This window comes from Cupriavidus oxalaticus (assembly GCF_016894385.1).
GTDB lineage: Bacteria > Pseudomonadota > Gammaproteobacteria > Burkholderiales > Burkholderiaceae > Cupriavidus > Cupriavidus oxalaticus.
Genome location: NZ_CP069811.1, coordinates 403,728 through 426,676, shown reverse-complemented (window position 1 = coordinate 426,676; position 22,949 = coordinate 403,728). Strand labels below are relative to the sequence as shown.

Below are 22,949 nucleotides of genomic sequence, written 5' to 3'. Positions count from 1 at the left end.
GCGTGTCACCCACGCTCCGCATCGGCGCAGGCGCTCAGCGCTTCGGCCTGGTGGCGTAGTCCACCTCGTGCTCCTGCAAGTAGTCGCGAATCAGCTGGCGAACGACTTGCGATGGGGTCTGGTCTTGTGCGGCACACAGCGCCTCAAAGGCCTTCTTCTTCACCGGGTCAATCAATACGGTCAGGCGTGCGGTCCTGGATTCCATGCGCTCTGGATTATCATTTCATGATAATAGTATTATCATAGTATACGACTATGAGACTCCTGCTGAGACCCCCTGCGCGTCCCGCCGCCGCGACGACGCGCATGCCAGTTCAGCTGAGGGGTTGAGGTGCACTATTTCTTGATGAGGGATCAGTGGTAGAAGTGACGATCGAACTCACTGCGAGGGACGCGTTTCAGGGACGGAATTCCGCGAGGCTGGCCTTCACGGCCAATCAGTTCGAGTGCGAGATCGTGCTCGCCAGCGGCGCCTGGGTTGCAAATGCCAAGAATGTGATGGAGGTCATGCGGCTGTCTGCCCGGGCGGGCACGCACATCCGAATCCAGGCGACCGGGCCGGACGAGGCGGCTGCCCTCGTCACCATCGCGGCATTGCTGAGAGGGGAAGCGCTCCCCAAGTCTCTCTGATGGGAGCCGACAAGATGCAGGCCGACCGCTCCTCGTTCGAGGCCTACCTGAAATTCCTGGCCGAGGCGGCCAACGACGGCACGCCCCAGGTGCTGGAAACCCGGCACGCGCTGTCGCTGCATTTCGACGCACTGGCCACCCAAAGCCTCATGTCGCGCAAGGATCCCGACAAGCTCGTGCTGGGTTACACCCGGACGATGATGGGATTCCTGCTGCTGCACCCGACTCCCGCCAGGATCTCGATGATCGGCCTGGGTGGCGGCTCACTTGCCAAATACTGCTACCGGCATCTCGCCAATACCAAGGTTGTGGCAATCGAGATCAATCCGGAGGTCATCGCCTTGCGCGAGCAGTTCCAGATCCCAGCGGACGACGAACGACTCGAGGTGGTCTGCGCGGATGGCGCCGAGTATGTCGCGAACCAGGATGCGCGCCCGGACGTCATCCTGGTGGACGGCTTCCTGGCCGACGGCATGCCGGTACAGCTTGGCACCGCGGACTTCTATGCCGCCTGTCATGCACGCCTGGCCGATACCGGTGTGCTGGTCGCGAATTTCCTCGAGAGCGATCCCGATATCCCGCTTTACCTGGAGGAGGCCAGTACCGCCTTCGGCCAGTCGATGTCCCTCTCCCTTGCCGAAGACAGTGCCAACTACACGCTGTTCGCCTGGAAAGGACCGCACAAGCTGCCCTCCCTGGATGCACTGCTGGCGCGTGCGCGCATCCTGGAAACCGCGCATCCCCTGAACCTGACCGGGGCAGCCCGACGGTTGAAACGCGGCGAGCGCGTTGCCTCGGATCGTGCCTCCTGGCCCAAGCCGGCAAGGCCGCAGATCCGGTACTGACAAGCCCCTTCCTGCGCAAGCCTCCCGATCAACGCAACCATGCCAATCCTGTACTTGCGCAAGCTGACCGGAAAGGAGCGCAGCCCCGGAAGCAACCGGCAACTGGCCTGTTACCTGGCCTTTGTTGCCGGCGCGACCAATGCCGGGGGCTTCCTGGCGGTGCACCAGTACACCTCGCACATGTCTGGCATCGTGTCCGCCATGGCCGACAACCTGGCTCTGGGCAGTCTCTGGCTAATGCTGGATGGCCTGGGAGCCCTGCTGTCATTCCTGGCAGGTGCCGCCTGCTCGGCGGTCCTGGTCAACTGGGGGCGCCGCGAGCGCCTGCAAAGCGAATACGCATTGCCGCTCATGCTGGAAGCCACGCTGCTGGTGTGTTTTGGCTTGCTTGGAAGCAATCTCGAGCACCACGAATGGCTGTTCGTGCCGGCAACGGTCATGGTGCTCTGCTTCATCATGGGCCTGCAAAATGCCTTGGTTACCAAGCTGTCGAATGCCGAGATCCGCACCACGCATGTGACCGGCATGGTCACGGACATCGGCATCGAACTGGGGAAGCTCTTCTTCTGGAACCTGTCCAGAGACGACTCGGGCAAGCCACCAGTGCTCGCCAATCGGCACAAGCTACGGGTACTCCTCACGCTGGTCACCCTGTTCTTCGCCGGAGGCGTCATCGGCGCCTTGGGCTTCAAGCACATCGGGTTCAGCGCCACGCTTGCGTTGGCAACCCTGCTGCTCGCCCTTGCGGCAGTCCCGGTGCTGGACGATGTCCGTCTGCACTTGTGGCGCAGGGACCTGCTGCATCATCTGGTCGCACGCTCCCGGCGCTGGGCTCGCACAGTCAGAAACGAGGCGCACGCCGTGTGGCTGGCCGCACAAGATCCGCGCACGCCATGGTATGCGAAAGCGCTCGCCTCGCTGATCGCCGGCTATGCCTTGTCGCCCATTGACCTGATTCCCGATTTCATTCCCGTGCTTGGCTATGTTGACGAGGTAGTGCTGGTGCCTCTCGGCTTGTTGCTGGCAATACGGTTAATTCCGCTTGAAGTGATGCGCCAGCATCGCGCAACAGCCGCAGCGGCCCCCAACCGCCCCGTCAGCCACGTTGCTGCACTGGTGATCGTGACGCTCTGGGCCATTGCCGCAGTATCGGCATCGGTCTGGCTCGTGCGACATCTCCCTTGACGGGAAGGCGCCGTCCATGCCCGTTCTGCTTGCAATGTCTCTGCTTTCCTAGATCGTCATTCTCGCCAAGGTGCTGGATTTGGTCCGTCTCAGGCAGATGGCACGCCATGCAGAACTGCGCTTTTGGCGGCCTGTTCGGTACCGTATGGAGCATCTATCATGCATTGATCGGCATCGGGATGTCAGGCATTCCAACGGTTGACAAGGTCACCGGCCCGGTTGGTGAAGCGTTGATCATGACCGCATTCGGCTTGGCCGTCGCCATTCCAGCCGTGCTGGGCTACAACGCACTGAATCGAGGCAACAAGGTCGTCATTGGCAAGCTCAACCGGTTTGCGTTCGAGTTGCACGGCTACTTCCATACAGGCGCATGCGTGCGTTCCATCCCCCGTCCGGCCAACGATGGCGTCATGCGGTTCGCTGCTCCGCTTGTGCATCCAAGGGGAAGCCATGAAAGTACTACGGTTCCTCGTGATCATGCTGACGGCGCTCAGCATGAGCGCAGCCGTGGCCCATCTTTTGGAGATGCCGGCCAAGCTCAACTATGACGGCGCGCTGTGGCTTAAGCTCCTGCAGACTCTCTACCCCACCTTTGGGAAGGTCTCTGGCGTTTGCGAGATTGGAGCGGTCATCGCCTGCCTGGCGCTAGTTGCTGTAGTTCGCAAGCGCCGGAGAGCATTTCGTTGGACATTGCTCGCCGCATCTTGCCTTGCCGCAACCCACGCAATCTTCTGGATCTGGGTCGCTCCAGTGAACACTGCGCTAGTCCCGCTGTCGCCAGAAACGCTACCTGCCAACTGGGAACGTTGGCGAGACCAGTGGGAGTTCGCACACGCCGCACGTGCGATCCTTCAGATTGTCGCCCTTGCTGCATTGGTGGTTTCTGTTCTTACCGAGCTGCCAACGACTGCCCGGGACTCTGAAGAAAGACCTGGCCTGAATGAGCCAGGCGCCTGACAACCGATTGCAGCGGACATCGCTGCGACGCCGCCACTCCCCCGGCCCTTCCCAACCAGTTTGATTCAGTCGGATGAAAACGTTCGATTCATGACTTCATGGGTGAGCTATTTGCGGGACAGGACAGCCCCCAGACCTCAACTATGCAATCGGTCTCCCGGCTCGCCGGGTGATCGTGGCGAAGCGATCACACCTCCTGATATATTGAATATCTGATAGGATCGCCGTGACCAACAACGTAGGCCCGGTGTGCGATCACGGAATGTCGCCGGTTGAAACCGAGTACAGCCGAACATGACAACTACGATTATTTATACCCACGCCGCGTGTCTCGAACACCGCCCCGGGCCGCACCATCCGGAGTCGCCCGAACGCCTGAAAGCCGTTGTGCAGGCGTTGCGAACGCCCGAGTTCGCAACGCTTGAATGGCGCGATGCGCCGATGGGCACCGTCGAGCAGCTGCAATTGATCCACGATCCGTATTACATCGACGAGATCGCGCAAAGCGCTCCCAGCCAGGGATACGTGCCGCTGGACGGGGGCGATACGGTCATGTCGCCGGGCTCGTGGGAAGCCGTCATGCGTTGCGTCGGTGCTGCTTGCGCGGGTGTCGATGCGGTGATGGACGGTCAGGCGCGTAACGTGTTCTGCGCGACGCGGCCGTGCGGCCATCATGCTGAACCGGCCAAGGCGATGGGCTTTTGCATTTTCAACCAGGTGGCAATCGCGGCAGCCTACGCCTATCAGGTCCGCAAACTCGAGCGCGTCGCTGTGGTCGATTTCGATGTACATCACGGTAATGGGACCCAGGCAGCATTCTTCGACCGCCCGGAGCTGTTCTATGCATCCAGCCACCAGTCGCCTTTCTATCCTGGTACCGGCGCCCGGTCCGAGACAGGGGTGAACCACAATATCGTCAACGTTCCGTTGCCGCGCGGCTGTGAGCCGGCGCAGTTCCGTGCCGCGATTTCCGCCCTGGTGCTTCCCGCGCTAAAGGCGTTCGCCCCCGAAATCCTCATCGTCTCCGCGGGATTCGACGCGCACCGCCTGGATCCCCTCGCTGGCATGAACCTGGAGGACAGTGACTTCCATTGGATCACCCAGGAACTGATGCAGATTGCCGACGAGACGTGCGACGGCCGCATCGTATCGATCCTGGAAGGGGGCTATAGCCTCGACGCATTGGCCACGAGTGCGAGGGCGCATGTCAGCGCTCTGATGCAGCTCGATGCCGAGTGAACAGACGGCGTTGCGGCCGCATTCAGCGCCGATAGTACGTCGTCGCCCATGACGGCCGGTCCGGGATTCGTCATGACACTGTCAAGCGTTAGCGCTGCAGCAGGAACTGAAGATTTCCGGTTGGGCTTCTCCCTTCGGCCGTCGCTTAGCGGCCATGAAGGGTCATTTGCCTTCACCAACGCGCGGACGTTTGTGCGTCCGCTTCGCTCAAGCAACAGACCCTTGTTCGCATTCGTTTCTGTCGCCTCTGTGGCGCTTCGACATGGCCTTCGTGTCCTAACGTCTCAGAATCTGTGGTTGATGGGTAAAGATCACGGATCGGCGGGGGTATTGAAGCGCCAGGACCGCTTCCAGATTGTCCTCGGCCTGGATCTTGAATACTTCGTCGCCACAATCCGCGAGGCGTGCGAACTGCGCCGCCTCCGACATATATACACAAAAAGTGTCAATGACTGACAAATAATATATTGGACGTGATCTAGCTGCGGCCATATTCTCCAGCAGACCCAACAACGGGCGCGGAAATGACCATGGCAAGCAATCTCATTCTTGAAACCGTCGGACTGAGGAAGGAGTTCAAGGGATTTGTCGCCGTAAACGACGTCAGTCTCAAGGTCAGGCGTGGGCACATCCACGCACTGATCGGTCCGAATGGTGCAGGCAAGACCACCTGCTTCAACCTCCTTACCAAGTTCCTGGATCCCACGCGCGGCACCATCCGGTTCAACGGTGCCGAGATCACCGGCGACAAGCCGGCGCAGGTCGCACGCCGGGGCGTGGTGCGCTCCTTCCAGATCTCGGCGGTGTTTCCGCACCTGACCGTGCTTGAGAACGTGCGTATCCCGCTGCAGCGCAGGCTCGGGATTTCCTTCCAGTTCTGGCGCTCGCCGAAAGTCCTCGCATCGCTCGATGACAGGGCCATGGCATTGCTCGCCGACGTCGGACTGGAGGACTTCGCCGACATGACGACCGCCGAGATGCCGTACGGCCGCAAGCGCGCGCTGGAAATCGCCACCACGCTGGCCCTCGACCCCGAGCTGATGCTGCTCGACGAGCCTACGCAGGGCATGGGCCACGAAGACGTTGACCGCGTCATGCAGCTCATCAAGAAGGTCTCGGCCAATCGCAGCATCCTGATGGTGGAGCACAACATGAAAGTGGTGTCCGGCATCTGCGACGCCATCACGGTGCTGGCGCGCGGCAGCGTGCTGGCCGAGGGCACGTACGCGGAAGTCTCCGCCAACCCGCAGGTCATCGAGGCCTATATGGGCAGCGCTGATGCCGCGCTCGCTGCGCCGGGAGGGCATTGATCATGGCGACGGAATACCTGCGGGTCACCGACCTACATGCCTTCTACGGCGAATCGCACATCCTGCACGGCATCGACTTGCTGGTGAACGAGGGAGAGTGCGTGACCCTGCTCGGCCGCAACGGGGCAGGCCGTACCACCACCCTGCGCGCGATCATGGGCCTGACGGGGCGGCGCGCCGGCTCGGTCATGATCGACGGCCGCGAGGCAATCGGCATGCCGGCCCATCGCATCGCGCGTCTCGGCGTCGGCTTTTGCCCGGAAGAGCGGGCGATTTATTCCAGCCTCTCGTGCGAGGAGAACCTCCTGCTGCCGCCGCAGGTGGGTGGCGGCGGGATGAGCCTCGACGAGATCTACGCGATGTTTCCCAACCTCCACGAGCGGCGGCATAGCCAGGGCACGCGGCTCTCGGGCGGCGAGCAACAGATGCTGGCGATGGCGCGCATCCTGCGCACCGGGGCGCGGCTGCTGCTGCTGGACGAAATCTCCGAGGGACTGGCGCCGGTGATCGTGCAGAAGCTCGCCCAGGTCATCCGCGACCTCAAGGCAAAGGGCTACACGATCGTGCTGGTGGAGCAGAACTTCCGGTTCGCCGCGCCGCTGGCCGACCGCATGTACGTGGTGGAGCACGGCCAGATCGCCGCGGAGATCCACCAGCACGAGATTCACGAGAAGCAGCACCTGCTCCAGGAACTCCTGGGTGTCTGAGACCGCTGCGGAGGAGACAACATGACAACGATTCTGGGAGTCCCGCTACAGGGGCTGTTGGGGCAACTCGTACTCGGGCTGGTAAACGGCTCGTTCTACGCGATTCTCAGCCTCGGGCTCGCCGTGATCTTCGGCATGCTCAACATCATCAACTTTGCCCACGGCGCGATGTTCATGGCGGGCGCATTCGTCGCCTGGGCGGGCCTGGAGTATCTCGGCATCAGCTACTGGTGGTCGCTGCTGGCGGCGCCGGTGCTGGTCGGGCTGACGGGTATCGCCATCGAGCGCGGCCTGCTGCGGTGGCTGTACAAGCTCGACCACCTGTACGGGCTGCTGCTCACCTTCGGGCTGGCGCTCATTATCGAAGGCCTGTTCCGCTTCCAGTTCGGCGTCTCGGGGCAGCCGTACTCGATTCCCGACGAGATGGCCGGCGCCTTCAACCTCGGCTTCATGATCCTGCCGAAATACCGCGCGTGGGTCATCGGTGCCTCGCTCACAGTGTGCCTGCTGACCTGGTTCACGATCGAGAAGACCCGCCTCGGCGCCTACCTGCGCGCCGCCACCGAGAACCCAGGCATTACCCAAGCCTTCGGCATCAACGTGCCGGTGATGGTGATGATGACCTATGCCTTCGGCGTGGGCCTAGCCGGGCTGGCCGGCGTGCTGGCGGCACCGACGGGGCAGCTAAGTCCGCTGATGGGGTCGAACCTGATCATCGTCGTGTTCGCGGTGGTGGTGATCGGCGGCATGGGTTCCATCCTTGGCGCGATCGTCGCCGGACTGGGGCTGGGCGTGGTCGAAGGACTGACCAAGGTGTTTTATCCAGAGGCGTCGGCCACGGTGGTTTTCGTGATCATGGTCATCGTGCTGATGGTTCGGCCGGCAGGCCTGTTTGGCAAGGAAAAGTGAGGTCGAGTATGAAAATGAGAAATCTTGGCTACGGTGTCCTGCTGCTGGGCGCGCTGGCGGCCCCGGCCGTGCTCTATCCGGTGATGCTGATGAAGGTGCTGTGCTTCGCCTTGTTCGCCTGCGCCTTCAACCTGCTGCTCGGCTATACCGGCCTGCTCTCGTTCGGCCATGCGGCGTTCCTGGGCACGGCGGCCTATATATCGGGCTATGGCATGAAGACCTGGGGGCTCACCCCGGAACTCGGCCTTCTGCTCGGCACGGCCGTCTCGGCTGCCGCGGGCTTTGTCGTCGGGGCGCTCGCTATTCGCCGACAGGGCATCTACTTCGCGATGATCACGCTTGCTTTGGCACAGATGTTGTACTTCCTGTTCCTGCAGGCGCCGTTCACAGGCGGCGAGGATGGCATGCAGGCCATTCCGCGAGGCAGGCTGTTCGGCCTGTTCGACCTGGCGTCGGACCTGCGCATGTACTACTTCGTGCTGGCGATCTTCCTGTTCACCTTCTGGCTGATCCACCGCATCATCCATTCGCCTTTCGGCCAGATTCTGAAGGCGATCCGCGAGAACGAGGCGCGCACCACTTCGCTGGGCTACGACGTCGCGCGCTACAAGCTGCTGGCCTTCGTCCTCTCGGCGGGCCTGGCCGGCCTTGCCGGGGCCACCAAGACCCTTGTCTTTCAGTTTGCCACACTGACCGACGCGCACTGGCACACCTCCGGCGAAGTCGTACTGATGACGCTGTTGGGCGGCCTTGGCACTGCCTTCGGCCCGGTGGTGGGCGCGGGCATCGTGGTCGCCATCCAGAACGCCTTGGCGGACAAGGTCGGTTCCATGATCACCGTGATCATGGGGAGCATCTTCGTCGTGTGCGTGCTGGCGTTCCGCCGCGGCATCGTCGGCGAGTTGAACGCGTTGTGCCAGAACATCGTGGGCAACCGCCGCGGCCGGCCCGCACCGCGCCACGCTGCCGTGCCGGCACCAAGTCATGACGAAACGCCCGCCGGAGCAGGCGTGCATGCCCGGCGCGCGGAAGGAAAGGCATGAAATCGAGCGCTGAACGGAACACCCCATATACATCCCCACAGTAGAGGAGACACAGGATGAACAATCGCATCAAGCTGCTTTCGCTCGCCGCGCTGCTGGCGGCCTCGACGGCGCAGGCCGAGATCACGGACGGCGTGGTCCGGATCGGCGTGCTCAACGATCAGACCGGCGTTTATGCCGGGCTGGCTGGTTCCGGTTCGGTCTGGGCCGCGAAGAAGGCGGTCCAGGACTTCGCGCCCGAGAAGCATGGTCTGAAGGTGGAGATTGTGGCCGCCGACCACCAGAACAAGCCGGACGTCGGGGCGAGCATCGCCCGCCGCTGGTTCGACGTGGACAAGGTGGACGCTATCGTCGACGTGCCGACCTCGTCGGTCGTCCTGGCGGTCAACCAGGTGGCCAAGGAGAAGAACAAGGTGATGATTGTCACCGGCGGCGGCACCTCCGACCTCACCGGCAAAGCCTGCACGCCCAATGCCATCCACTGGGCCTACGACACGTGGGCACTGGCGAATGGGACGGGCAAGGCGGTTGTCAAGTCGGGTGGCAAGAGTTGGTTCTTCGTGACTGCCGACTACGCCTTCGGCCACTCGCTCGAACGCGATACCGAAGCTGTCGTCGTCAAGAACGGTGGCAAGGTTCTCGGCAAGGTCCGGCATCCTTTCCCGGGCAACGATTTCTCCTCCTACCTGCTTCAGGCCCAGGCCTCGAAGGCACAGGTAGTGGGCCTGGCCAACGCCGGGGGCGACACCATCGGCGCGGTCAAGCAGGCCGCCGAGTTCGGCGTGACCGCCGGCGGTCAGAAGCTGGCAGGCCTGCTCGTCTTCAGCAGCGACGTCCAGGCGCTCGGCCTCAAGGCCGCACAGGGTCTGTTGCTGAGCGAGACCTGGTATTGGGATATGACCGACGAGAACCGCAAGTTTGGCAAGGAATTCGCCACTGCCAACAACGGCAAGTTCCCGACCATGGCGCAGGCGGGCACGTACTCGGCTGTGATCCACTACCTGAAGGCAGTGACGGCGATGAAGGCGGATGGCGACGGCAGCGCCGTGGTAGCGAAGATGAAGGCGATGCCCACCGACGACAAGCTGTTCGGCAAGGGCAGCATTCGCGAAGACGGCCGGAAGATCCACCCGCTCTATCTGTTCGAGGTGAAGAAGCCGTCGGAATCGAAGTATGCGGGCGACTTCTACAAGCTCATCGCCTCCATTCCCGCCAACGAGGCGTTCAGGCCGGTGGAAGAAGGTGGCTGCCCGCTGGTTGGGAAGAAGACGTCATGAAGATCTAAACGCCCCTTTGTCCGATGCGCGCAGCACGTCGGTCGGCAGCGCTGCTATCGAGCGGTTCCGGTGCCCCGTGTGTTATCAGAACTTCGTCTCAAGCCCGTTGCGGGCAGCCCTGGCCGACGGCAACTCGCTGGCGCCCGGCCGCCACGTACGGCTGCTGCCTATTGCCGGCATCGCCGCGCGACTGAACGTCCGCGCCATTCTCCGGCCCTCGCCAACGTTACAGCGGGCGAGGCCCGGGGGAACCTTCACAGCATGCTTTTCGCCGTCTCGATGAAAGCCGTCATCAGCGGCGTTGGGGTGCGCTGGCTATAGCCGAGCATGATCTCGACGGTTGGTTGCCGGCCTTTGATCGGCTTGTAGACGACGTGGTCGAACTTCATCTGCCGGACCGATGCCGGCACGAAGCCGATGCCCGCACCGGAGCTGACCAACCCGACCAGCGTGTAGACCTGCCCCACTTCAGACACGACCTTCGGCACGAAACCCGCCGACGCGCACATGCGCATGTTCATGGCGTGAAAGTCCGGCGCCGCCTCGGGCATGTACATGATGAAGGGCTCCTGCGCGCAATCCTTCAGCGAGATTGACTCCGCGTTCGCGAATGGGTGCCTTGCCGGCACGGCCAGCACGAATGGCTCTTCGAGGATGGTTTCCCACGTCACGTCCTCGAGGTCGGGCACGGGCCGCATGAAGGAGATATCCGCGTCACCCCGCCGCAGCGCTTCTGCCTGTTCGACGACCGGAAACCAGCGCAGCAGGATCTCCACGGAGGGAAAACGCTTTCGGTAGGCGCGCAGGATGGGCGGCAGCAGCGTATAGGACGTGTGCTCGAAGAAGCCGATCGTCAGCCGGCCAGTCTCACCGCGATGCGCGCGCTGCGTCTGGACGACCGCACTCTCGGTAGCGCGCAGGATCTGCCGCGCCTGCTCCAGGAAAATGCGACCCGCCTCGGTCAGCTCCACGTGCCGACGCGAGCGGTTCAGCAGTGTCACATCCATCTCCTCCTCGAGTTGGCGGATCTGCAGGCTCAGCGGCGGCTGGGCGATGTGCAGGCGCTCGGCCGCCCGCGTGAAGTTGAGTTCCTCGGCGACGGCGATGAAGTAGCGGAGGTGGCGAAGGTCCATCGCTATATCCTGCGAGTATAAAAGAGCGATCAATTATATATTGGACACTAGTTTGTGCAATCCCTACGATTCCATGCATACCCGCTCCGCGCTCCACCCCTGCCGGTCCGCAAGGCTGGCACCGGAGGCCGGACAAGCCAATGTACCCATGGAGACAAAGATATGGATTCCAGACTGACCGATGATGCGCTAGATCGCATCCTGCAACGCATCGATGCAACGATCGCGCAGGACGAGGCGGGCTTTCCGCATTATGGCAATCCGGCCGACGGCACCTGGACACGCTCCCCGGCCGGCGACTGGACCGGCGGCTTCTGGGTCGGGATGCTGTGGCTGGCTGCCTTGCGCACTGGCGATCAGAAGTACCGCGACAGCGCCCGCATGTGGTCCGCACGGCTGGCGCCGCGGGTGGCGTCCAAGTCGGTATTCAAAGGATTCCTCTTCTGGTACGGCGCGCAACTCGGGGGCTCGCTGCTGGCCGATCCGCAGGCCGCGGGGCTCGCCCTCGACGGCACGCGTGGCCTGGCGGAAATGTACAGCGAAGCGGCCCGCCTGATCCCGCTCGGCACCGAGGCCGAGGAGGCCTCCAGCGTGGGGACGAGCGAGGCCAACATCGATGCGATTCCGGGCACCGTGGCGCTGCTGCTGCGGCATGACGCCGCGCTCGGCACGGGAGAGATCGGCCGCCAGCACCTGCGCCAGCACATTGCCCTGTGCGTGCGGGAGGATGGCTCGGTTTGCCAGTCCGCCACATTCAACGCCGCCGATGGCTCGCTCGTGAAGCGCTACACGCACAAGGGCATCCATGACAGCAGCACCTGGGCCCGCGCCCAGGCGTGGGGCATGCTCGGCCTCGCACAGGCGCTGTCGTGCGGCGAGCAGGCGTTCAAATCCGACGCGATCCGCGTGGCAGATTGGTGGGTCGCGCACCTGCCCGCCGACCGCGTGGCCTTCTGGGATTTCGACGATCCCGCCATCCCGCACACTAACCGCGACACCTCGGCCACCGCCATCGCCGCCGCCAGCCTCCTCAAACTGGCCGCGCTTGTCCCGGAGCGCGCGGCGGTCTACCGCCAGGCTGCCGTCGACAGCATCGAGCAACTCGTGACCCGCTACCTGACCCCAATCGGTCCAGACGATGAACGGCAGCCTGGCATCCTCACCGGCGGCTGCTTCAACAAGCGCAATGGCGTCGCCATGGATAACGAGCTGGTTTGGGGCGACTACTTTCTCCTCGAATCCCTGCTCATTCTCGCGGGCAGGATCGACGCCACCCAGGTCTGAACCCCAACCCACTTCCGGAGAACCCACATGTCCGACATCAAGATCCCGCACGAAGGCAACGTATCCACCCTTATTGGCACGCACACCAGCTACACCCGCACCCTCGGCGAGTACGACATCTATGCCTTCGCCGGCATCAGCGGTGACAACCACCCCAACCACATGGACGACGAATACTGCAAGCGCATGGGCTTCGGCGGCCGCATCGCGCAGGGCGCCATGATGGTCGGTTTCATCGCCGGCGCCGTGACCAAGTATCTCGACATGATCCAGCGCCCGGCGGTCTCCTACGGCTACGACAACGTGCGCTTCACCAAGCCCGTTCGCATCGGCGACACCCTCACCGTGAACTACCGCATTGCCCGCGCCGACGACGAGAAGAAGCGCCTGTGGGCCGAGGCGACGCTGCTCAACCAGCGGGGCGAGACGGTCTGCGTCGGTACCCACATCATCCATTTCCAGGCCTGAGCCCGGGCTGCGAGCGGCGAGAAAGGTGAGAGATCGCATGAGCAAGATCTGTACTGCGGCGCAGGCCGTTTCGGATATCCGGCCCGGCCAGAGCGTGGGTAGCGTGGGCGTGATCGGCTGGCTGACGCCGGACGCGTTGTTCCAGGCGCTGGCGCAACGCTTCCACGAGACCGGGTCGCCTCGTGACCTGACCTTCTTCTTCCCGGTCAGTGTCGGCGACGGCATGGGCATCCGCGGCATGGATCACGTGGCAGTCGAAGGGCTGATGAAGCGGATCGTGTCGGGCAACTTTACCAATGCGGTGAATCCGGCCACCGGCAAGCGCCCCGAGTTCATGCGTCTGATCCGCGAGAACCGGGTGGAAGCCTACTGCTGGCCGATCGGCGCCACCATGCACTGGCTGCGCGAAGTCGCCCGGCGCAGCCCAGGCTACCTGACCCGCATCGGCCTCGGCTCCTACATCGACCCGCGCCAGCAGGGCGGCAAGTACACGGCGCGCGCCACCGACGACCTGGTGCGGGTGCAGGAGCTGGACGGCAAGGAATACCTGTTCTATCCGAGCTGGCCGCTCGACGTGGGGTTCCTGCGTGCCACCAGTGCCGACGAGGACGGCAACCTGAGCTTCGAGGACGAGCCGATCACGTCGTGCGCGCTGGCCATGGCGCTGGCGGTGAAGGCGTCAGGCGGCACCGTGATCGCACAGGTGCGCAAGCTGGTGCCGCGCCACGCCAGGCCGGCGCACGCGGTGCGGATTCCCGGCGTGCTGGTGGATCGCGTCGTGGTGGAACCCGACGCCATGATGACCACCGACATCCGGTACGACGATGCCTACCTCGGCGGCCAGCTTTTCGACGGCCGCGCCTCGGACCGCCTGCCGCCCGGCGCCGACAAGGTGATCGCCCGGCGGGCGGCCCGCGAAATCAGACCCGGCGAGGTCAGCATCTTCGGCTTCGGTGCTTCTTCCGACGTGCCCACGGTGATGATGGAAGACGGACTGTTCGCCGACGGAGGCCTGCGTCGCTACAGCTTTACCACCGAGCACGGCCCCTTCGGCGGCGTCGTGATGAGCGGCTGGCAATTCTCCGCCAACAAGTATCCGGAGGCCTTGATCGATGGCCCGTCGCAGTTCGACTTCATCGACGGCGGCAACTGCCCGATGGCGGCGCTGGCCTTTGCCCAGTTCGACCGGGGCGGAAACATCAACGTCAGCCGCTTCGGCGCGGCCAATCCAGGGCCGGGCGGCTTCATCGACATCGCCTACAACGCGCGCAAGCTGCTGTTCACCGGCACCTTCACCACCGGCGGCCTCGTCGCCGACACCACCGACGGCTTCCTGTCGGTCGGGCGTGAGGGGAGCGTGCGCAAGTTCGTCGAGCGCGTGGACGAAATCACCTATCCACTGGGGCGCAACGTGGCCGAGCGTGGCCAGGAGGCCAAGGTCATCACCGAGCGCGCAGTCTTCTCGGTGGCGCCAGACGGACTGGTGCTGGAGGAGGTTGCGCCCGGCATCGACGTCAGGTCCCAGGTACTGGACCTGATGGCCTTCCCTCCGGTGCGCGTGGCGGAGCCGCTTCCGCGCATGGACCCGACGCTATTCCGCGCCTGACGCATCGACATATCTACGAGGAAAACATGGCTGTCATCAACTACCTGACCACCGTTCACATCGACTTCGGCGCCATCCGGATGCTGGGGGCCGAGCTGCAGCGCCTGGGCATCCAGCGACCGCTGATCGTCACCGACCGCGGCATCCGCGCCGCCGGTATCGCCGGCAAGGTGCTCGACGCCCTGGGCCCGGATTGCACCCCCACCGTCTTCGAGGACACCCCACCCAACCCGACGGAAGCCGCCGTGTCCGCCGCGACCGGCCTTTACCTGGGCAATGGCTGCGACGGCATCGCGGCCGTGGGCGGCGGGTCGCCCATCGACCTGGGCAAGGCCACTGCGCTGCTGGCGACCCACCCGGCACCGCTGCAGACCTACGCGGCGGTGGAAGGCGGCGCGAGCCGGATCACCAGCCGGGTCGCCCCGCTGGTGGCCATCCCGACAACCGCGGGTACCGGCAGCGAAGTGGGCCGGGGCGCGGTCATCGTCATGGAGTCCGGCCGCAAGCTCGGCCTGCTTAGTCCGTTCCTGCTGCCGAAGCTCGCCATCTGCGACCCCGAACTGACGCTGGGCCTGCCGCCGGCCCTGACCGCCGCAACCGGCATGGACGCCATCGCCCACTGCATCGAGACCTTCCTGGCGCCGGCCATCAACCCGCCCGCCGAAGCGATCGCCCTGGACGGCCTGCGCCGCGGCATGGCCAATATCGGCAAGGCCACCGCCGACGGCTGCGACCGCGACGCGCGCTGGAACATGATGATGGCCGCCATGGAAGGCGCGCTGGCCTTCCAGAAGGGGCTGGGCGCGGTGCATGCCCTGTCGCACCCGCTGGGCGCGGTGCCCGGCGTCTCGTTGCACCACGGCACGCTGAACGCCGTGCTGCTGCCGGCCGTGCTGCGCTTCAACAAGCCGGCGACCCAAGCCAAGCAGGCCGCACTGGCACAGGCCATGGGCCTGCCCGCCGGCGGGGACCCGGCTCAGGCCATCAGCGAACTCAACGCCGGTCTCGGCTTGCCGGCTGGTCTCGGCGCCATGGGCGTGCCGCGTGACGTGTTGGAGGACATCGCGGTCGCCGCCACGAAGGACCACTGCCACGCCACCAATCCCCGCACTGCCACGGTCGACGACTACCTGGCGATGCTGCACGAATCGTATTGAGGAGAAAGACGATGTCATACATCGCAGAACACCACGAGATGATCCGCGAGGCGGTGCGCCGTTTCGCCGAGGAAGAGATCGCACCGGTCGCCCACCGGTTGTGGGAAGAGGAGAGTTTTCCCTACGAGGTCTGGCGCCGGGCCGGCGAACTGGGGTATATCGGGCTGCCGTACCCTGAAGCCTGGGGAGGCAGCGGCGGCGACTGGCTTGGCTTTGCCATTGCGCTGGAAGAGATCGCCCGCGTCGATTGCGCCGTGGCGGTAGCCATCATGGCCAATTCGACGGCGGCCAGCCTGCTCAACAACTACGGCACCGATGACCAGAAGGCGCGCTTCCTGCGGCCGATCCTGGCGGGCACGCAGGTCGGCTGCATCGGCCTGACAGAGCCGAACGCCGGCTCCGATGCCGCCAATATCCAGACCCGCGCAGTGCTGAAGGATGGCTGCTGGGTTATCAATGGCGCCAAGACCTTCATCAGCAACTCGGGTTCCGAGATCACCGGCCCGATCGTCATCGCGGCGGTGACGGGAATCCGGCCCGACGGGCGCAAGGAGATATCGAACTTCATCGTGCCGAACGGTACGCCCGGCTTCAGTCATGGCAAGAAGCTGCACAAGATCGGCTGGCGCGGATCGACCACATTCGAGCTGTTCTTCGAGGACTGCGCCATTCCTGCCAACCACCTGCTCGGCGAGGTCGGGGCCGGCCTCAGGCAGACCTTGTCACAGGTGAGCACCGGCCGCATCCTGATCGGAACGCTGGGCCTGGGCATCCTGCAGGGCTCGCTGGAACGCTCTGCCCGCTACATGAGCGAGCGCACAGCGTTCGGCAAGACGCTCGACCAGTTCCAGTCGCTGCAGTTCAAGCTGGCCGACATGGCGACCCACGCGCACGCTGCCCGCCTGATGCTCTACGACGCTGCGGTGGCCAAGGACGAGGGCCGGCCCTATGATCGGCAGGCCTCGATGGCAAAGCTCTTCGCAACCGAAAAGGCCATGGAGGCGGCCCACCAGGCCGTGCAGATCCACGGCGGCAACGGGATCATGACGGAGTACGCGGTATCCCGCGCGTTCGGGGATGCCAAGGTGCTCGAGATCGTTGAGGGAACCTCCGAGATCCAGCGGATGATCATCTCCCGCGACGTAACGCGCTGACGCACGGCTGCAGCCAGTGAGGCAATCCATGGAACACGTCGAACACAGCGCGGATGGGCTGGAGCGCAGCCCGGTCAACTTCGTGCCCCTGACGCCGATCTCCTTCCTGCGCAGGACGGCCGAGGTCTACCCTGAGCGTACAGCCATCGTCTACGGCGAGCGCCGCACGAGCTGGCGGGCAATGCTGGACCGCAGCCGCCGCCTCGCGTCGGCGCTGGTGGCCGCCGGCGTCAGGCCTGGCGATACGGTGGCCGTGATGGCCGCCAACACGCCGGAGATGCTGGAGATGCATTTCGGCGTGCCCATGAGTGGCGCCATGCTGAACACGTTGAACGTGCGCCTGGACGCGGCCGCCATCGCCTTCATGCTCAGGCACGCGGAGGCAAAGGTGCTGGTCACCGACACGGAGTACGCTGACGTAGTCGAAGCCGCACTGACGCTGCTCGACGACAAGCCGCTGGTGATCGACATCATCGATCCCGCCGTCGAAGGGGGCCGCCGGCTGGCGGATATCGAATACGAGGGCTTCCTGGCCGGGGGCGATCCGCACTGGGAGGGCGGCGAGCCCGCCGACGAATGGCAGGCCATCGCCCTCAACTATACCTCCGGCACCACAGGCAACCCGAAGGGCGTGGTCTACCATCATCGCGGCGCCTATCTGGCTGCGCTGTCGAACATGCTCGACTGGGACATGCCCCGGCACGCCGTCTTCCTGTGGACGCTGCCGCTGTTCCACTGCAATGGCTGGTGCTTCGCCTGGACGCTGGCGGCCAACGCCGGTACCAGCGTCTGCCTGCGGCGGGTGGAGGCCGCCGCCGTGCTCGATGCGATTCGCGAGCACCAGGTCACTCACTACTGCGGGGCGCCGATCGTGCATGCGATGCTTGCCCACGCACCCGAAGCGTGGAAGGCGGGCATCGGCCATCCGGTCCACGGCCTCATCGGCGGCGCCCCCCCGCCGATCCCGGTGATCGAAGGCCTGATGCGCATGGGGATCAGGATCACCCAGATCTACGGACTCACCGAGGTCTACGGCCCCGCGGCGGTTTGCGTGGAGCAGCCCGAATGGAAGGACCTCGGCATCGGTGCGCTGGCGGAACGAAAAGGACGGCAAGGCGTCCGCTACACCGCACAGGAAGGCATGGCCGTGCTGCATCCCGAAACCCTTGTGCCGGTGCCGCGGGACGGGAAGACTATCGGCGAAGTCATGTTCCGCGGCAACATGACGATGAAGGGCTACCTGAAGAACCCCGAGGCCACGGCGGAAGCTTTTGCCGGCGGCTGGTTCCACTCGGGTGACCTCGCAGTCGTCTGCCCGGATGGCTATGTACAGATCCGGGACCGTTCCAAGGACGTCATCATTTCCGGCGGAGAGAATATCAACTCGCTGGAGGTGGAGGAGGTGCTCTACCGGCACCCCGCGGTGCGCGTGGCAGCCGTCGTCGCCCAGCCGGACGAGCGTTGGGGGGAGACGCCATGCGCCTTTGTCGAAGTCGTCGATGGCGCCAGGGTCGGCGAGCGCGAACTGATCGAACATTGCCGCGCCCACTTGGCGCACTTCAAGGCGCCGAAGAAGGTGGTCATCGGCCACCTTCCCAGGACGTCGACCGGCAAGATCCAGAAGTTCCTCCTCAGGCAACGAGCAAGCTCCGGCGCTCACCGGCCCGGCCACGAACCGGCGTGAGTTCCCTCGTGAATGTTTTTCGGTGGCCCGCCGGGCCTGCTCTCCACATTCGGGATATCCGTGAGCGCCCGGTCGTGGCGGAGCAGAAGACTCGTGTCCGGCATCGCATCGGCAGCGAAGACCGGTTGATCGACCGCCTTGGCGACATCTTGCGCGAGATGCGTGACTGGCGCGGTGCTACCGCACGGCAGGCACGGCATCTGTCCAGGCGCCACGGTATCGGATACCAGGCCGCGCTGCTCCTCCTCTATCGCGCGGAGATGCATTCAGCGTGCCCGAGGCGCATGGTGATCTGTCTAGCTGCGGCGGTGGAACTTGGCATTGACTTGAGCGGCTTCCCACCTGGATGCGGAATCGAAGAGGCAGAGTTGTCTTCGGAACTTCGGGTCATGTATTGGGCGACCTTACGGAGGGGCGCGGGGCGGAAATGGAGCCAGTGGCCGGGTGATGGCGCCGGACAAGCATGAGTACAGGGTAATTTCGGATGGTGGTCGGCTGAGTCCGCGGTGGTAAGCGGCCGTAGGCATGGCAACCTGTAACAGCTGCCACGATCCTTTTTCTGCCGTTGGCGCGCTGATTGCCGAATGACTGAAATGGCGACCATCTGCCGAAGCAGCAGCAGGCGGATGACCGTTGGACAAGGATAGCCGTCATCGTGTTGAGGAAGACTCGAACGGCGCAGATGGGTCGCTTTGAGACGGCCGCAATTCCCGGGCGAGCATCTGTCCGAGCCCATCCACAATCCGTCGTAGATTGTTTACTCCCCCGCATCGAGCAAACTACGCAAGCATCCGAAGAATGCTCAAAATCTCCGCCGTTCTGTGCCCCCCCGTGAACAACGCCAAGGCAGCAAGAAAGACCAGGAAAGCAACCGTCCGGGCCATCGGTGACCGAGCCTCTGCTCCTGAACGGACCAGCGGGGCACCATTGACGAGCATCGCAAGCGCCGTACGGTGCCAGCAGCGCCGGGCGTTCTCATTCCCATGCTCCTGCCATTCCGGGTCTGGCCATCCTGCGTCCCTCGACTAACACAGGCACACCCGCCCCTCGATGACCTGCACGGCCAGCGGTGACAGCGCCGCATCGCGGCACGGGCCGTCGATGCAGACGCCGTCGGTAAAGCGGAACAGCGCGGAATGATGGGCGCACATCAGCACCTCCGCGTCATACGTGCAGATGGTGCCCGGCTCGAAATCCAGCGGGATGGAGAAGTGGGGACATCGATTGATGTAGGCCCAGACCTGTTGCCCCCGCCGGACCACGATGACGCCCGGGTCACGGTCGATCACGCGAGCGCCGCCGTCGGGCACGGCATCGAGATGGCAGAGCATGGTGGTGTCCATATCCTCACACCTCGCGCCCGGGGTTGCCCAGGCTCCAGTTCCACGGACGTATCTCCACACGTTCAAAGATGCCGGCGTGCATGTAGGGATCCTCACTGACGAAGCGTTGGACGTCGTCGATGTGCTCGGCCTCGATGACCAGCAGCGTGCCGTTCATCGTGCCGGACCGGGCATCCAGCGTCGGGCCACCGAGCCGCACGGATACGCCGTGCCCGCTCGCGGCGTTGCGCAGATAGGCGCGATGGGCGGGGCGCACGCGCTCGCGCACGGCCAGCATGGCCGGCTTGTCGGTGGCGAAGATGGCATAGAAGCGGGACATGGCGATCAGCCTTGCGAGGTCGGGTCGAGGACGAAGTGGTGGCGCGCATCGCGGGACGGCCCATCGAAGCCGAAGCGCCGCGCCGGCGGATGGTCGGCGGGCCGCATTCAGGCCGGGCCTTCGCCGCGCCAGGCACGTCCGAGCAGCGCGCGAACCGCCTCGCGTTCGACGCGCCTGGGGTTGTAGTACGGATTGGTGCAGGCCAGCGTGGCGGCCTCGTCCAGCCCTTCCTCGGGCATGCCGATGGCCGACAGCGCCGTGGCGATGCCCAGCGACTGGTTCAGCCTGAACAGCAGCGGACCGGCGTCCTGTGCCCGTTCGCCGCCCAGCGCCCGCGCCACGCGTTCCAGCGCATGCGGCGCGGCGGCGTGATTGTAGTGGGCGGTATGCGGCAGCATGACGGCATGCGTCTGCGCGTGCGGCAGGTTGAAGCGACCGCCCAGCGTATGGCAGAGCTTGTGATGGATCGCCATGCCGACCGTGCCCAGGCAGGCGCCTGCCAGCCACGCACCGTACAGGGCGCGGCCGCGTGCGTCGATGTCGTCCGGCCGTTGCACCACACCGGGCAACGACCCGGCCAGCGCGCGGACCGACTCCTCCGCCATCAGGCTGATGATCGGATTGGCGTCTTCGGCATACATCGCCTCGACCGCGTGCGCCATCGCGTTCATGCCGGAGGCGGCGGAGACATCGGCCGGCAAGGTCAGCGTCAGTTGGGGATCGTAGACAACGGTGCGCGGCAACACGCGCTGGTCGCGGCCGGTCTTCTTCAGGCGCCCTTCGGTCAGTCCGTAGATCGGCGTGACTTCCGACCCCGCGTAGGTGGTCGGGACGGCAATGATGGGCTGCCCCGAAACCAGGGCGATGGCCTTGCCGAGCCCGATGGTGGAGCCGCCGCCGACCGCCACGTAGCAGTCGGCACCCAGCCGCGCGGCCTCGTCCCGGGCGGCTAGCGCCACCTCGGCCGGCACGTGCATCACCGCCTGGCTATAGACGCCCGCCGAGCACTCTCCCAGCAGCGCCGCCACGCGCTCGCCGAGCGGACGCTGCTCCGGCGTGGTGAGCACCAGGGCGCGCTGCGCGCCGAGCCGCTTCACCTCGTCGGGCAGCGCCGCCAGCCGACCCGGCCCGAAGACCACCCGCGACGGCGTGGCCTGGTAGACAAACGATTCCATCCCCCCTCCTGACTCCTGACTCATTGAGCTGGCCGAATGCTTCAGCGCTTGAAATGCGGCGGTATCGTGGCGTCCACGTTGACCCATACCGACCGCGCCTCCGTGTAGTCGTGCATGGCCTCGAAGCCCATCTCGCGACCGTAGCCGGACTGGCCCAGCCCGCCGAACGGGCTGCCGGGGTTCACCCGCTTGTAGCAGTTGATCCAGCACATGCCGGCATGGATGCCGTTGGCCATTTTGTGGGCGCGGCTCAGGTCGCGCGTCCACAGGCCGCTGCCGAGGCCGTACTCGGTGGCATTGGCGATGGCCAGCGCTTCCTCGTCGTTGCCAAAGCGCAGCACGGTGACGAAGGGACCGAACACTTCTTCCTGCGCCACGCGGTCGTGCGGCCCGGCCTCGACGATGGTCGGCTCGACGTAATAGCCCTGCTCCAGCCCCGCCAGCGCCGGCGCCCGGCCACCGGTCAGCACACGGCCGCCCTGCTCCCGCGCCACGCCGGTATAAGACAGGACCTTGTCGCGATGCTGCGCCGACGTCAGCGGGCCCATCTCCGTATCCGGATCGAGCGGATTGCCCAGCCGGATCGACGCCGCCAGCTTGCCGAAGCGGTCGAGGAACTCGTCGGCGATGCGTTCATGCAGCATCAGCCGCGAACCCGCGATGCACGCCTGCCCCTGGTTGTGGAAGATCGCCCAGGCGGCGCCGTTGATGGCTGCGTCCAAATTCGCATCCTCGAACACGATGTTGGCACCCTTGCCGCCCAGTTCGAGCTGCACGCGCTTCAGGTTGCCCTTCGACGCCTCCACGATGCGCCGGCCCGTGGCAGTCGAGCCGGTGAAGGCAATCTTGCCGACCCCCGGATGCTCGGCCAGCCGCTGGCCCGCCGTGTGGCCGTAGCCCGGCACCATGTTGACCACGCCCGCCGGAAAACCCACTTCGGCCATCAGCTCGGCAATCCGCAGCGACGACAGCGGCGTCAGCTCGGACGGCTTGATCACCACGGTATTGCCGGCCGCCAGCGCCGGGCCCATCTTCCAGCTCGTGAACATCAGCGGAAAGTTCCACGGCACGATCTGGCCGACCACGCCGATGGGGGCGCGCTGCACGTAGTTGAGGAAGCCGGTCTCCACCGGGATGACCGAGCCCTGCAGCTTGTCGGCCATGCCGCCGAAGTAGCGGAAGCAGGCGGCGGTGCGCGGCACGTCGAGGGCGCGGGAGTCGCGAATCGGATGCCCGGTGTCGAGCGATTCGAGCTGCGCCAGCTCCTCCGTGTGCGCTTCGATGGCGTCGGCCAGCTTCAGCAGCAGGCGCCCGCGCTCGGCGGCAGCCATGCGGGACCAGGCGGGAAACGCGCGGGCAGCGGCCTCGACGGCGAGATCCACATCGGCCGCCTCGGCAGCGGCGATCGAGGTAATGAGGCTGGCGTCGTGCGGATTCAGCACGTCGATGGTGCCGCCGGCCAGCGCGTCGACGAAGCGGCCATTGATGAAGAGCTTGTTCTGCATGATGCGATATTCCATGTGT

Annotated in this window: 22 protein-coding genes and 1 pseudogene; 17 read left to right on the top strand and 6 right to left on the bottom strand. The window is 64.9% G+C overall.

The annotated features are described in order from the left end of the window. Nucleotides 1-34: 34 nt before the first annotated feature. Complete coding sequence (locus tag JTE92_RS01895) at nt 35-205, bottom strand: ribbon-helix-helix protein (RefSeq protein WP_063239493.1); 171 nt, start codon at nt 203-205, stop codon at nt 35-37. Between the two features lie 161 nt (nt 206-366). On the opposite strand from JTE92_RS01895, the gene JTE92_RS01890 reads away from it, so the two are divergent. The 11 genes and pseudogenes from JTE92_RS01890 to JTE92_RS01840 all read left to right on the top strand — a co-directional run bounded on the left by JTE92_RS01890 (nt 367) and on the right by JTE92_RS01840 (nt 10,102). Continuing rightward, nucleotides 367-630: an HPr family phosphocarrier protein gene (locus tag JTE92_RS01890; RefSeq protein ID WP_232353385.1), complete on the top strand. Its 264-nt coding sequence runs from the start codon at nt 367-369 to the stop codon at nt 628-630. 14 nt (nt 631-644) lie between these two features. Beyond that, entirely contained in the window at nt 645-1,475 is an 831-nt protein-coding gene (locus JTE92_RS01885; protein WP_063239648.1) for a fused MFS/spermidine synthase, read from the top strand. A 39-nt stretch (nt 1,476-1,514) separates the two neighbouring features. Beyond that, nucleotides 1,515-2,660, top strand: a complete 1,146-nt coding sequence (locus JTE92_RS01880) for a DUF1275 domain-containing transporter (RefSeq protein WP_063239491.1) — start codon at nt 1,515-1,517, stop codon at nt 2,658-2,660. Between the two features lie 122 nt (nt 2,661-2,782). Then, a pseudogene (locus tag JTE92_RS01875) lies at nt 2,783-3,208 on the top strand (MotA/TolQ/ExbB proton channel family protein); the annotation flags it as partial. Further along, nucleotides 3,156-3,617: a DUF1772 domain-containing protein gene (locus JTE92_RS01870; RefSeq protein ID WP_169834826.1), complete on the top strand. Its 462-nt coding sequence runs from the start codon at nt 3,156-3,158 to the stop codon at nt 3,615-3,617. The pseudogene JTE92_RS01875 and the gene JTE92_RS01870, both read left to right, overlap by 53 nt. A gap of 294 nt (nt 3,618-3,911) precedes the next feature. Then, complete coding sequence (locus JTE92_RS01865; protein ID WP_063239489.1) at nt 3,912-4,856, top strand: histone deacetylase family protein; 945 nt, start codon at nt 3,912-3,914, stop codon at nt 4,854-4,856. 530 nt (nt 4,857-5,386) lie between these two features. Further along, on the top strand, nt 5,387-6,166 hold the full coding sequence (locus JTE92_RS01860; RefSeq protein WP_063239488.1) for an ABC transporter ATP-binding protein: 780 nt from the start codon (nt 5,387-5,389) through the stop codon (nt 6,164-6,166). 2 nt (nt 6,167-6,168) lie between these two features. Beyond that, nucleotides 6,169-6,873, top strand: coding sequence for an ABC transporter ATP-binding protein (locus JTE92_RS01855; RefSeq protein ID WP_029043246.1), 705 nt, complete (start codon nt 6,169-6,171; stop codon nt 6,871-6,873). Between the two features lie 21 nt (nt 6,874-6,894). Further along, a complete protein-coding gene (locus tag JTE92_RS01850; RefSeq protein WP_063239487.1) occupies nt 6,895-7,782 on the top strand; it encodes a branched-chain amino acid ABC transporter permease in 888 nt (295 codons plus the stop codon). 14 nt (nt 7,783-7,796) lie between these two features. Next, nucleotides 7,797-8,825 carry a branched-chain amino acid ABC transporter permease gene (locus tag JTE92_RS01845; RefSeq protein WP_063239486.1) on the top strand — a complete coding sequence of 343 codons (1,029 nt, stop codon included), beginning with the start codon at nt 7,797-7,799 and terminating at the stop codon, nt 8,823-8,825. 56 nt (nt 8,826-8,881) lie between these two features. After that, nucleotides 8,882-10,102 carry an ABC transporter substrate-binding protein gene (locus JTE92_RS01840; RefSeq protein ID WP_063239485.1) on the top strand — a complete coding sequence of 407 codons (1,221 nt, stop codon included), beginning with the start codon at nt 8,882-8,884 and terminating at the stop codon, nt 10,100-10,102. A 254-nt stretch (nt 10,103-10,356) separates the two neighbouring features. Here the strand turns inward: JTE92_RS01840 and JTE92_RS01835 are convergent, their stop codons facing one another. Continuing rightward, nucleotides 10,357-11,235, bottom strand: a complete 879-nt coding sequence (locus JTE92_RS01835) for a LysR family transcriptional regulator (protein ID WP_063239484.1) — start codon at nt 11,233-11,235, stop codon at nt 10,357-10,359. A 162-nt stretch (nt 11,236-11,397) separates the two neighbouring features. On the opposite strand from JTE92_RS01835, the gene JTE92_RS01830 reads away from it, so the two are divergent. The 6 genes from JTE92_RS01830 to JTE92_RS01805 are packed head-to-tail and all read left to right on the top strand — an operon-like array spanning nt 11,398 to nt 18,588. Further along, nucleotides 11,398-12,519, top strand: a complete 1,122-nt coding sequence (locus tag JTE92_RS01830) for a glycoside hydrolase family 88 protein (RefSeq protein WP_063239483.1) — start codon at nt 11,398-11,400, stop codon at nt 12,517-12,519. 27 nt (nt 12,520-12,546) lie between these two features. Further along, nucleotides 12,547-12,987, top strand: coding sequence for a MaoC family dehydratase (locus JTE92_RS01825; protein ID WP_022538176.1), 441 nt, complete (start codon nt 12,547-12,549; stop codon nt 12,985-12,987). Between the two features lie 37 nt (nt 12,988-13,024). Further along, entirely contained in the window at nt 13,025-14,593 is a 1,569-nt protein-coding gene (locus JTE92_RS01820; protein ID WP_063239482.1) for an acyl CoA:acetate/3-ketoacid CoA transferase, read from the top strand. A 26-nt stretch (nt 14,594-14,619) separates the two neighbouring features. Beyond that, entirely contained in the window at nt 14,620-15,750 is a 1,131-nt protein-coding gene (gene gbd, locus JTE92_RS01815) for a 4-hydroxybutyrate dehydrogenase (protein WP_063239481.1), read from the top strand. Between the two features lie 38 nt (nt 15,751-15,788). Then, nucleotides 15,789-16,904, top strand: coding sequence for an acyl-CoA dehydrogenase family protein (locus JTE92_RS01810; RefSeq protein WP_239477795.1), 1,116 nt, complete (start codon nt 15,789-15,791; stop codon nt 16,902-16,904). Nucleotides 16,905-16,932: 28 nt separating this feature from the next. Then, entirely contained in the window at nt 16,933-18,588 is a 1,656-nt protein-coding gene (locus tag JTE92_RS01805) for an acyl-CoA synthetase (RefSeq protein WP_063239479.1), read from the top strand. Nucleotides 18,589-19,613: 1,025 nt separating this feature from the next. On the opposite strand, the gene JTE92_RS01800 is transcribed toward JTE92_RS01805, so the two are convergent. The 4 genes from JTE92_RS01800 to JTE92_RS01785 all read right to left on the bottom strand — a co-directional run bounded on the left by JTE92_RS01800 (nt 19,614) and on the right by JTE92_RS01785 (nt 22,930). Then, the gene (locus tag JTE92_RS01800) at nt 19,614-19,931 is read right to left on the bottom strand and encodes a Rieske (2Fe-2S) protein (RefSeq protein ID WP_063239477.1); all 318 of its coding nucleotides are present in this window, start codon (nt 19,929-19,931) and stop codon (nt 19,614-19,616) included. Nucleotides 19,932-19,935: 4 nt separating this feature from the next. Continuing rightward, nucleotides 19,936-20,250, bottom strand: coding sequence for a YciI family protein (locus JTE92_RS01795; protein WP_063239476.1), 315 nt, complete (start codon nt 20,248-20,250; stop codon nt 19,936-19,938). Between the two features lie 107 nt (nt 20,251-20,357). After that, nucleotides 20,358-21,425 (bottom strand): maleylacetate reductase, encoded by a 1,068-nt coding sequence (locus JTE92_RS01790; RefSeq protein ID WP_063239475.1) that lies wholly within the window; start codon nt 21,423-21,425, stop codon nt 20,358-20,360. Nucleotides 21,426-21,466: 41 nt separating this feature from the next. Continuing rightward, nucleotides 21,467-22,930 (bottom strand): aldehyde dehydrogenase family protein, encoded by a 1,464-nt coding sequence (locus tag JTE92_RS01785; RefSeq protein WP_063239647.1) that lies wholly within the window; start codon nt 22,928-22,930, stop codon nt 21,467-21,469. Nucleotides 22,931-22,949: the final 19 nt, after the last annotated feature.

Coding starts and splice junctions, on each gene's coding strand:
- JTE92_RS01870 (WP_169834826.1), top strand. CDS start 3,156: ATGAGCGCAGCCGTGGCCCATCTTTTGGAGATGCCGGCCAAGCTCAAC.
- JTE92_RS01790 (WP_063239475.1), bottom strand. CDS start 21,425: ATGGAATCGTTTGTCTACCAGGCCACGCCGTCGCGGGTGGTCTTCGGG.
- JTE92_RS01895 (WP_063239493.1), bottom strand. CDS start 205: ATGGAATCCAGGACCGCACGCCTGACCGTATTGATTGACCCGGTGAAG.
- JTE92_RS01785 (WP_063239647.1), bottom strand. CDS start 22,930: ATGCAGAACAAGCTCTTCATCAATGGCCGCTTCGTCGACGCGCTGGCC.
- JTE92_RS01805 (WP_063239479.1), top strand. CDS start 16,933: ATGGAACACGTCGAACACAGCGCGGATGGGCTGGAGCGCAGCCCGGTC.
- JTE92_RS01860 (WP_063239488.1), top strand. CDS start 5,387: ATGGCAAGCAATCTCATTCTTGAAACCGTCGGACTGAGGAAGGAGTTC.
- JTE92_RS01810 (WP_239477795.1), top strand. CDS start 15,789: ATGATCCGCGAGGCGGTGCGCCGTTTCGCCGAGGAAGAGATCGCACCG.
- JTE92_RS01880 (WP_063239491.1), top strand. CDS start 1,515: ATGCCAATCCTGTACTTGCGCAAGCTGACCGGAAAGGAGCGCAGCCCC.
- JTE92_RS01830 (WP_063239483.1), top strand. CDS start 11,398: ATGGATTCCAGACTGACCGATGATGCGCTAGATCGCATCCTGCAACGC.
- JTE92_RS01825 (WP_022538176.1), top strand. CDS start 12,547: ATGTCCGACATCAAGATCCCGCACGAAGGCAACGTATCCACCCTTATT.
- JTE92_RS01820 (WP_063239482.1), top strand. CDS start 13,025: ATGAGCAAGATCTGTACTGCGGCGCAGGCCGTTTCGGATATCCGGCCC.
- JTE92_RS01865 (WP_063239489.1), top strand. CDS start 3,912: ATGACAACTACGATTATTTATACCCACGCCGCGTGTCTCGAACACCGC.
- JTE92_RS01840 (WP_063239485.1), top strand. CDS start 8,882: ATGAACAATCGCATCAAGCTGCTTTCGCTCGCCGCGCTGCTGGCGGCC.
- JTE92_RS01795 (WP_063239476.1), bottom strand. CDS start 20,250: ATGTCCCGCTTCTATGCCATCTTCGCCACCGACAAGCCGGCCATGCTG.
- JTE92_RS01845 (WP_063239486.1), top strand. CDS start 7,797: ATGAGAAATCTTGGCTACGGTGTCCTGCTGCTGGGCGCGCTGGCGGCC.
- JTE92_RS01855 (WP_029043246.1), top strand. CDS start 6,169: ATGGCGACGGAATACCTGCGGGTCACCGACCTACATGCCTTCTACGGC.
- JTE92_RS01850 (WP_063239487.1), top strand. CDS start 6,895: ATGACAACGATTCTGGGAGTCCCGCTACAGGGGCTGTTGGGGCAACTC.
- gbd (WP_063239481.1), top strand. CDS start 14,620: ATGGCTGTCATCAACTACCTGACCACCGTTCACATCGACTTCGGCGCC.
- JTE92_RS01800 (WP_063239477.1), bottom strand. CDS start 19,931: ATGGACACCACCATGCTCTGCCATCTCGATGCCGTGCCCGACGGCGGC.
- JTE92_RS01835 (WP_063239484.1), bottom strand. CDS start 11,235: ATGGACCTTCGCCACCTCCGCTACTTCATCGCCGTCGCCGAGGAACTC.
- JTE92_RS01885 (WP_063239648.1), top strand. CDS start 645: ATGCAGGCCGACCGCTCCTCGTTCGAGGCCTACCTGAAATTCCTGGCC.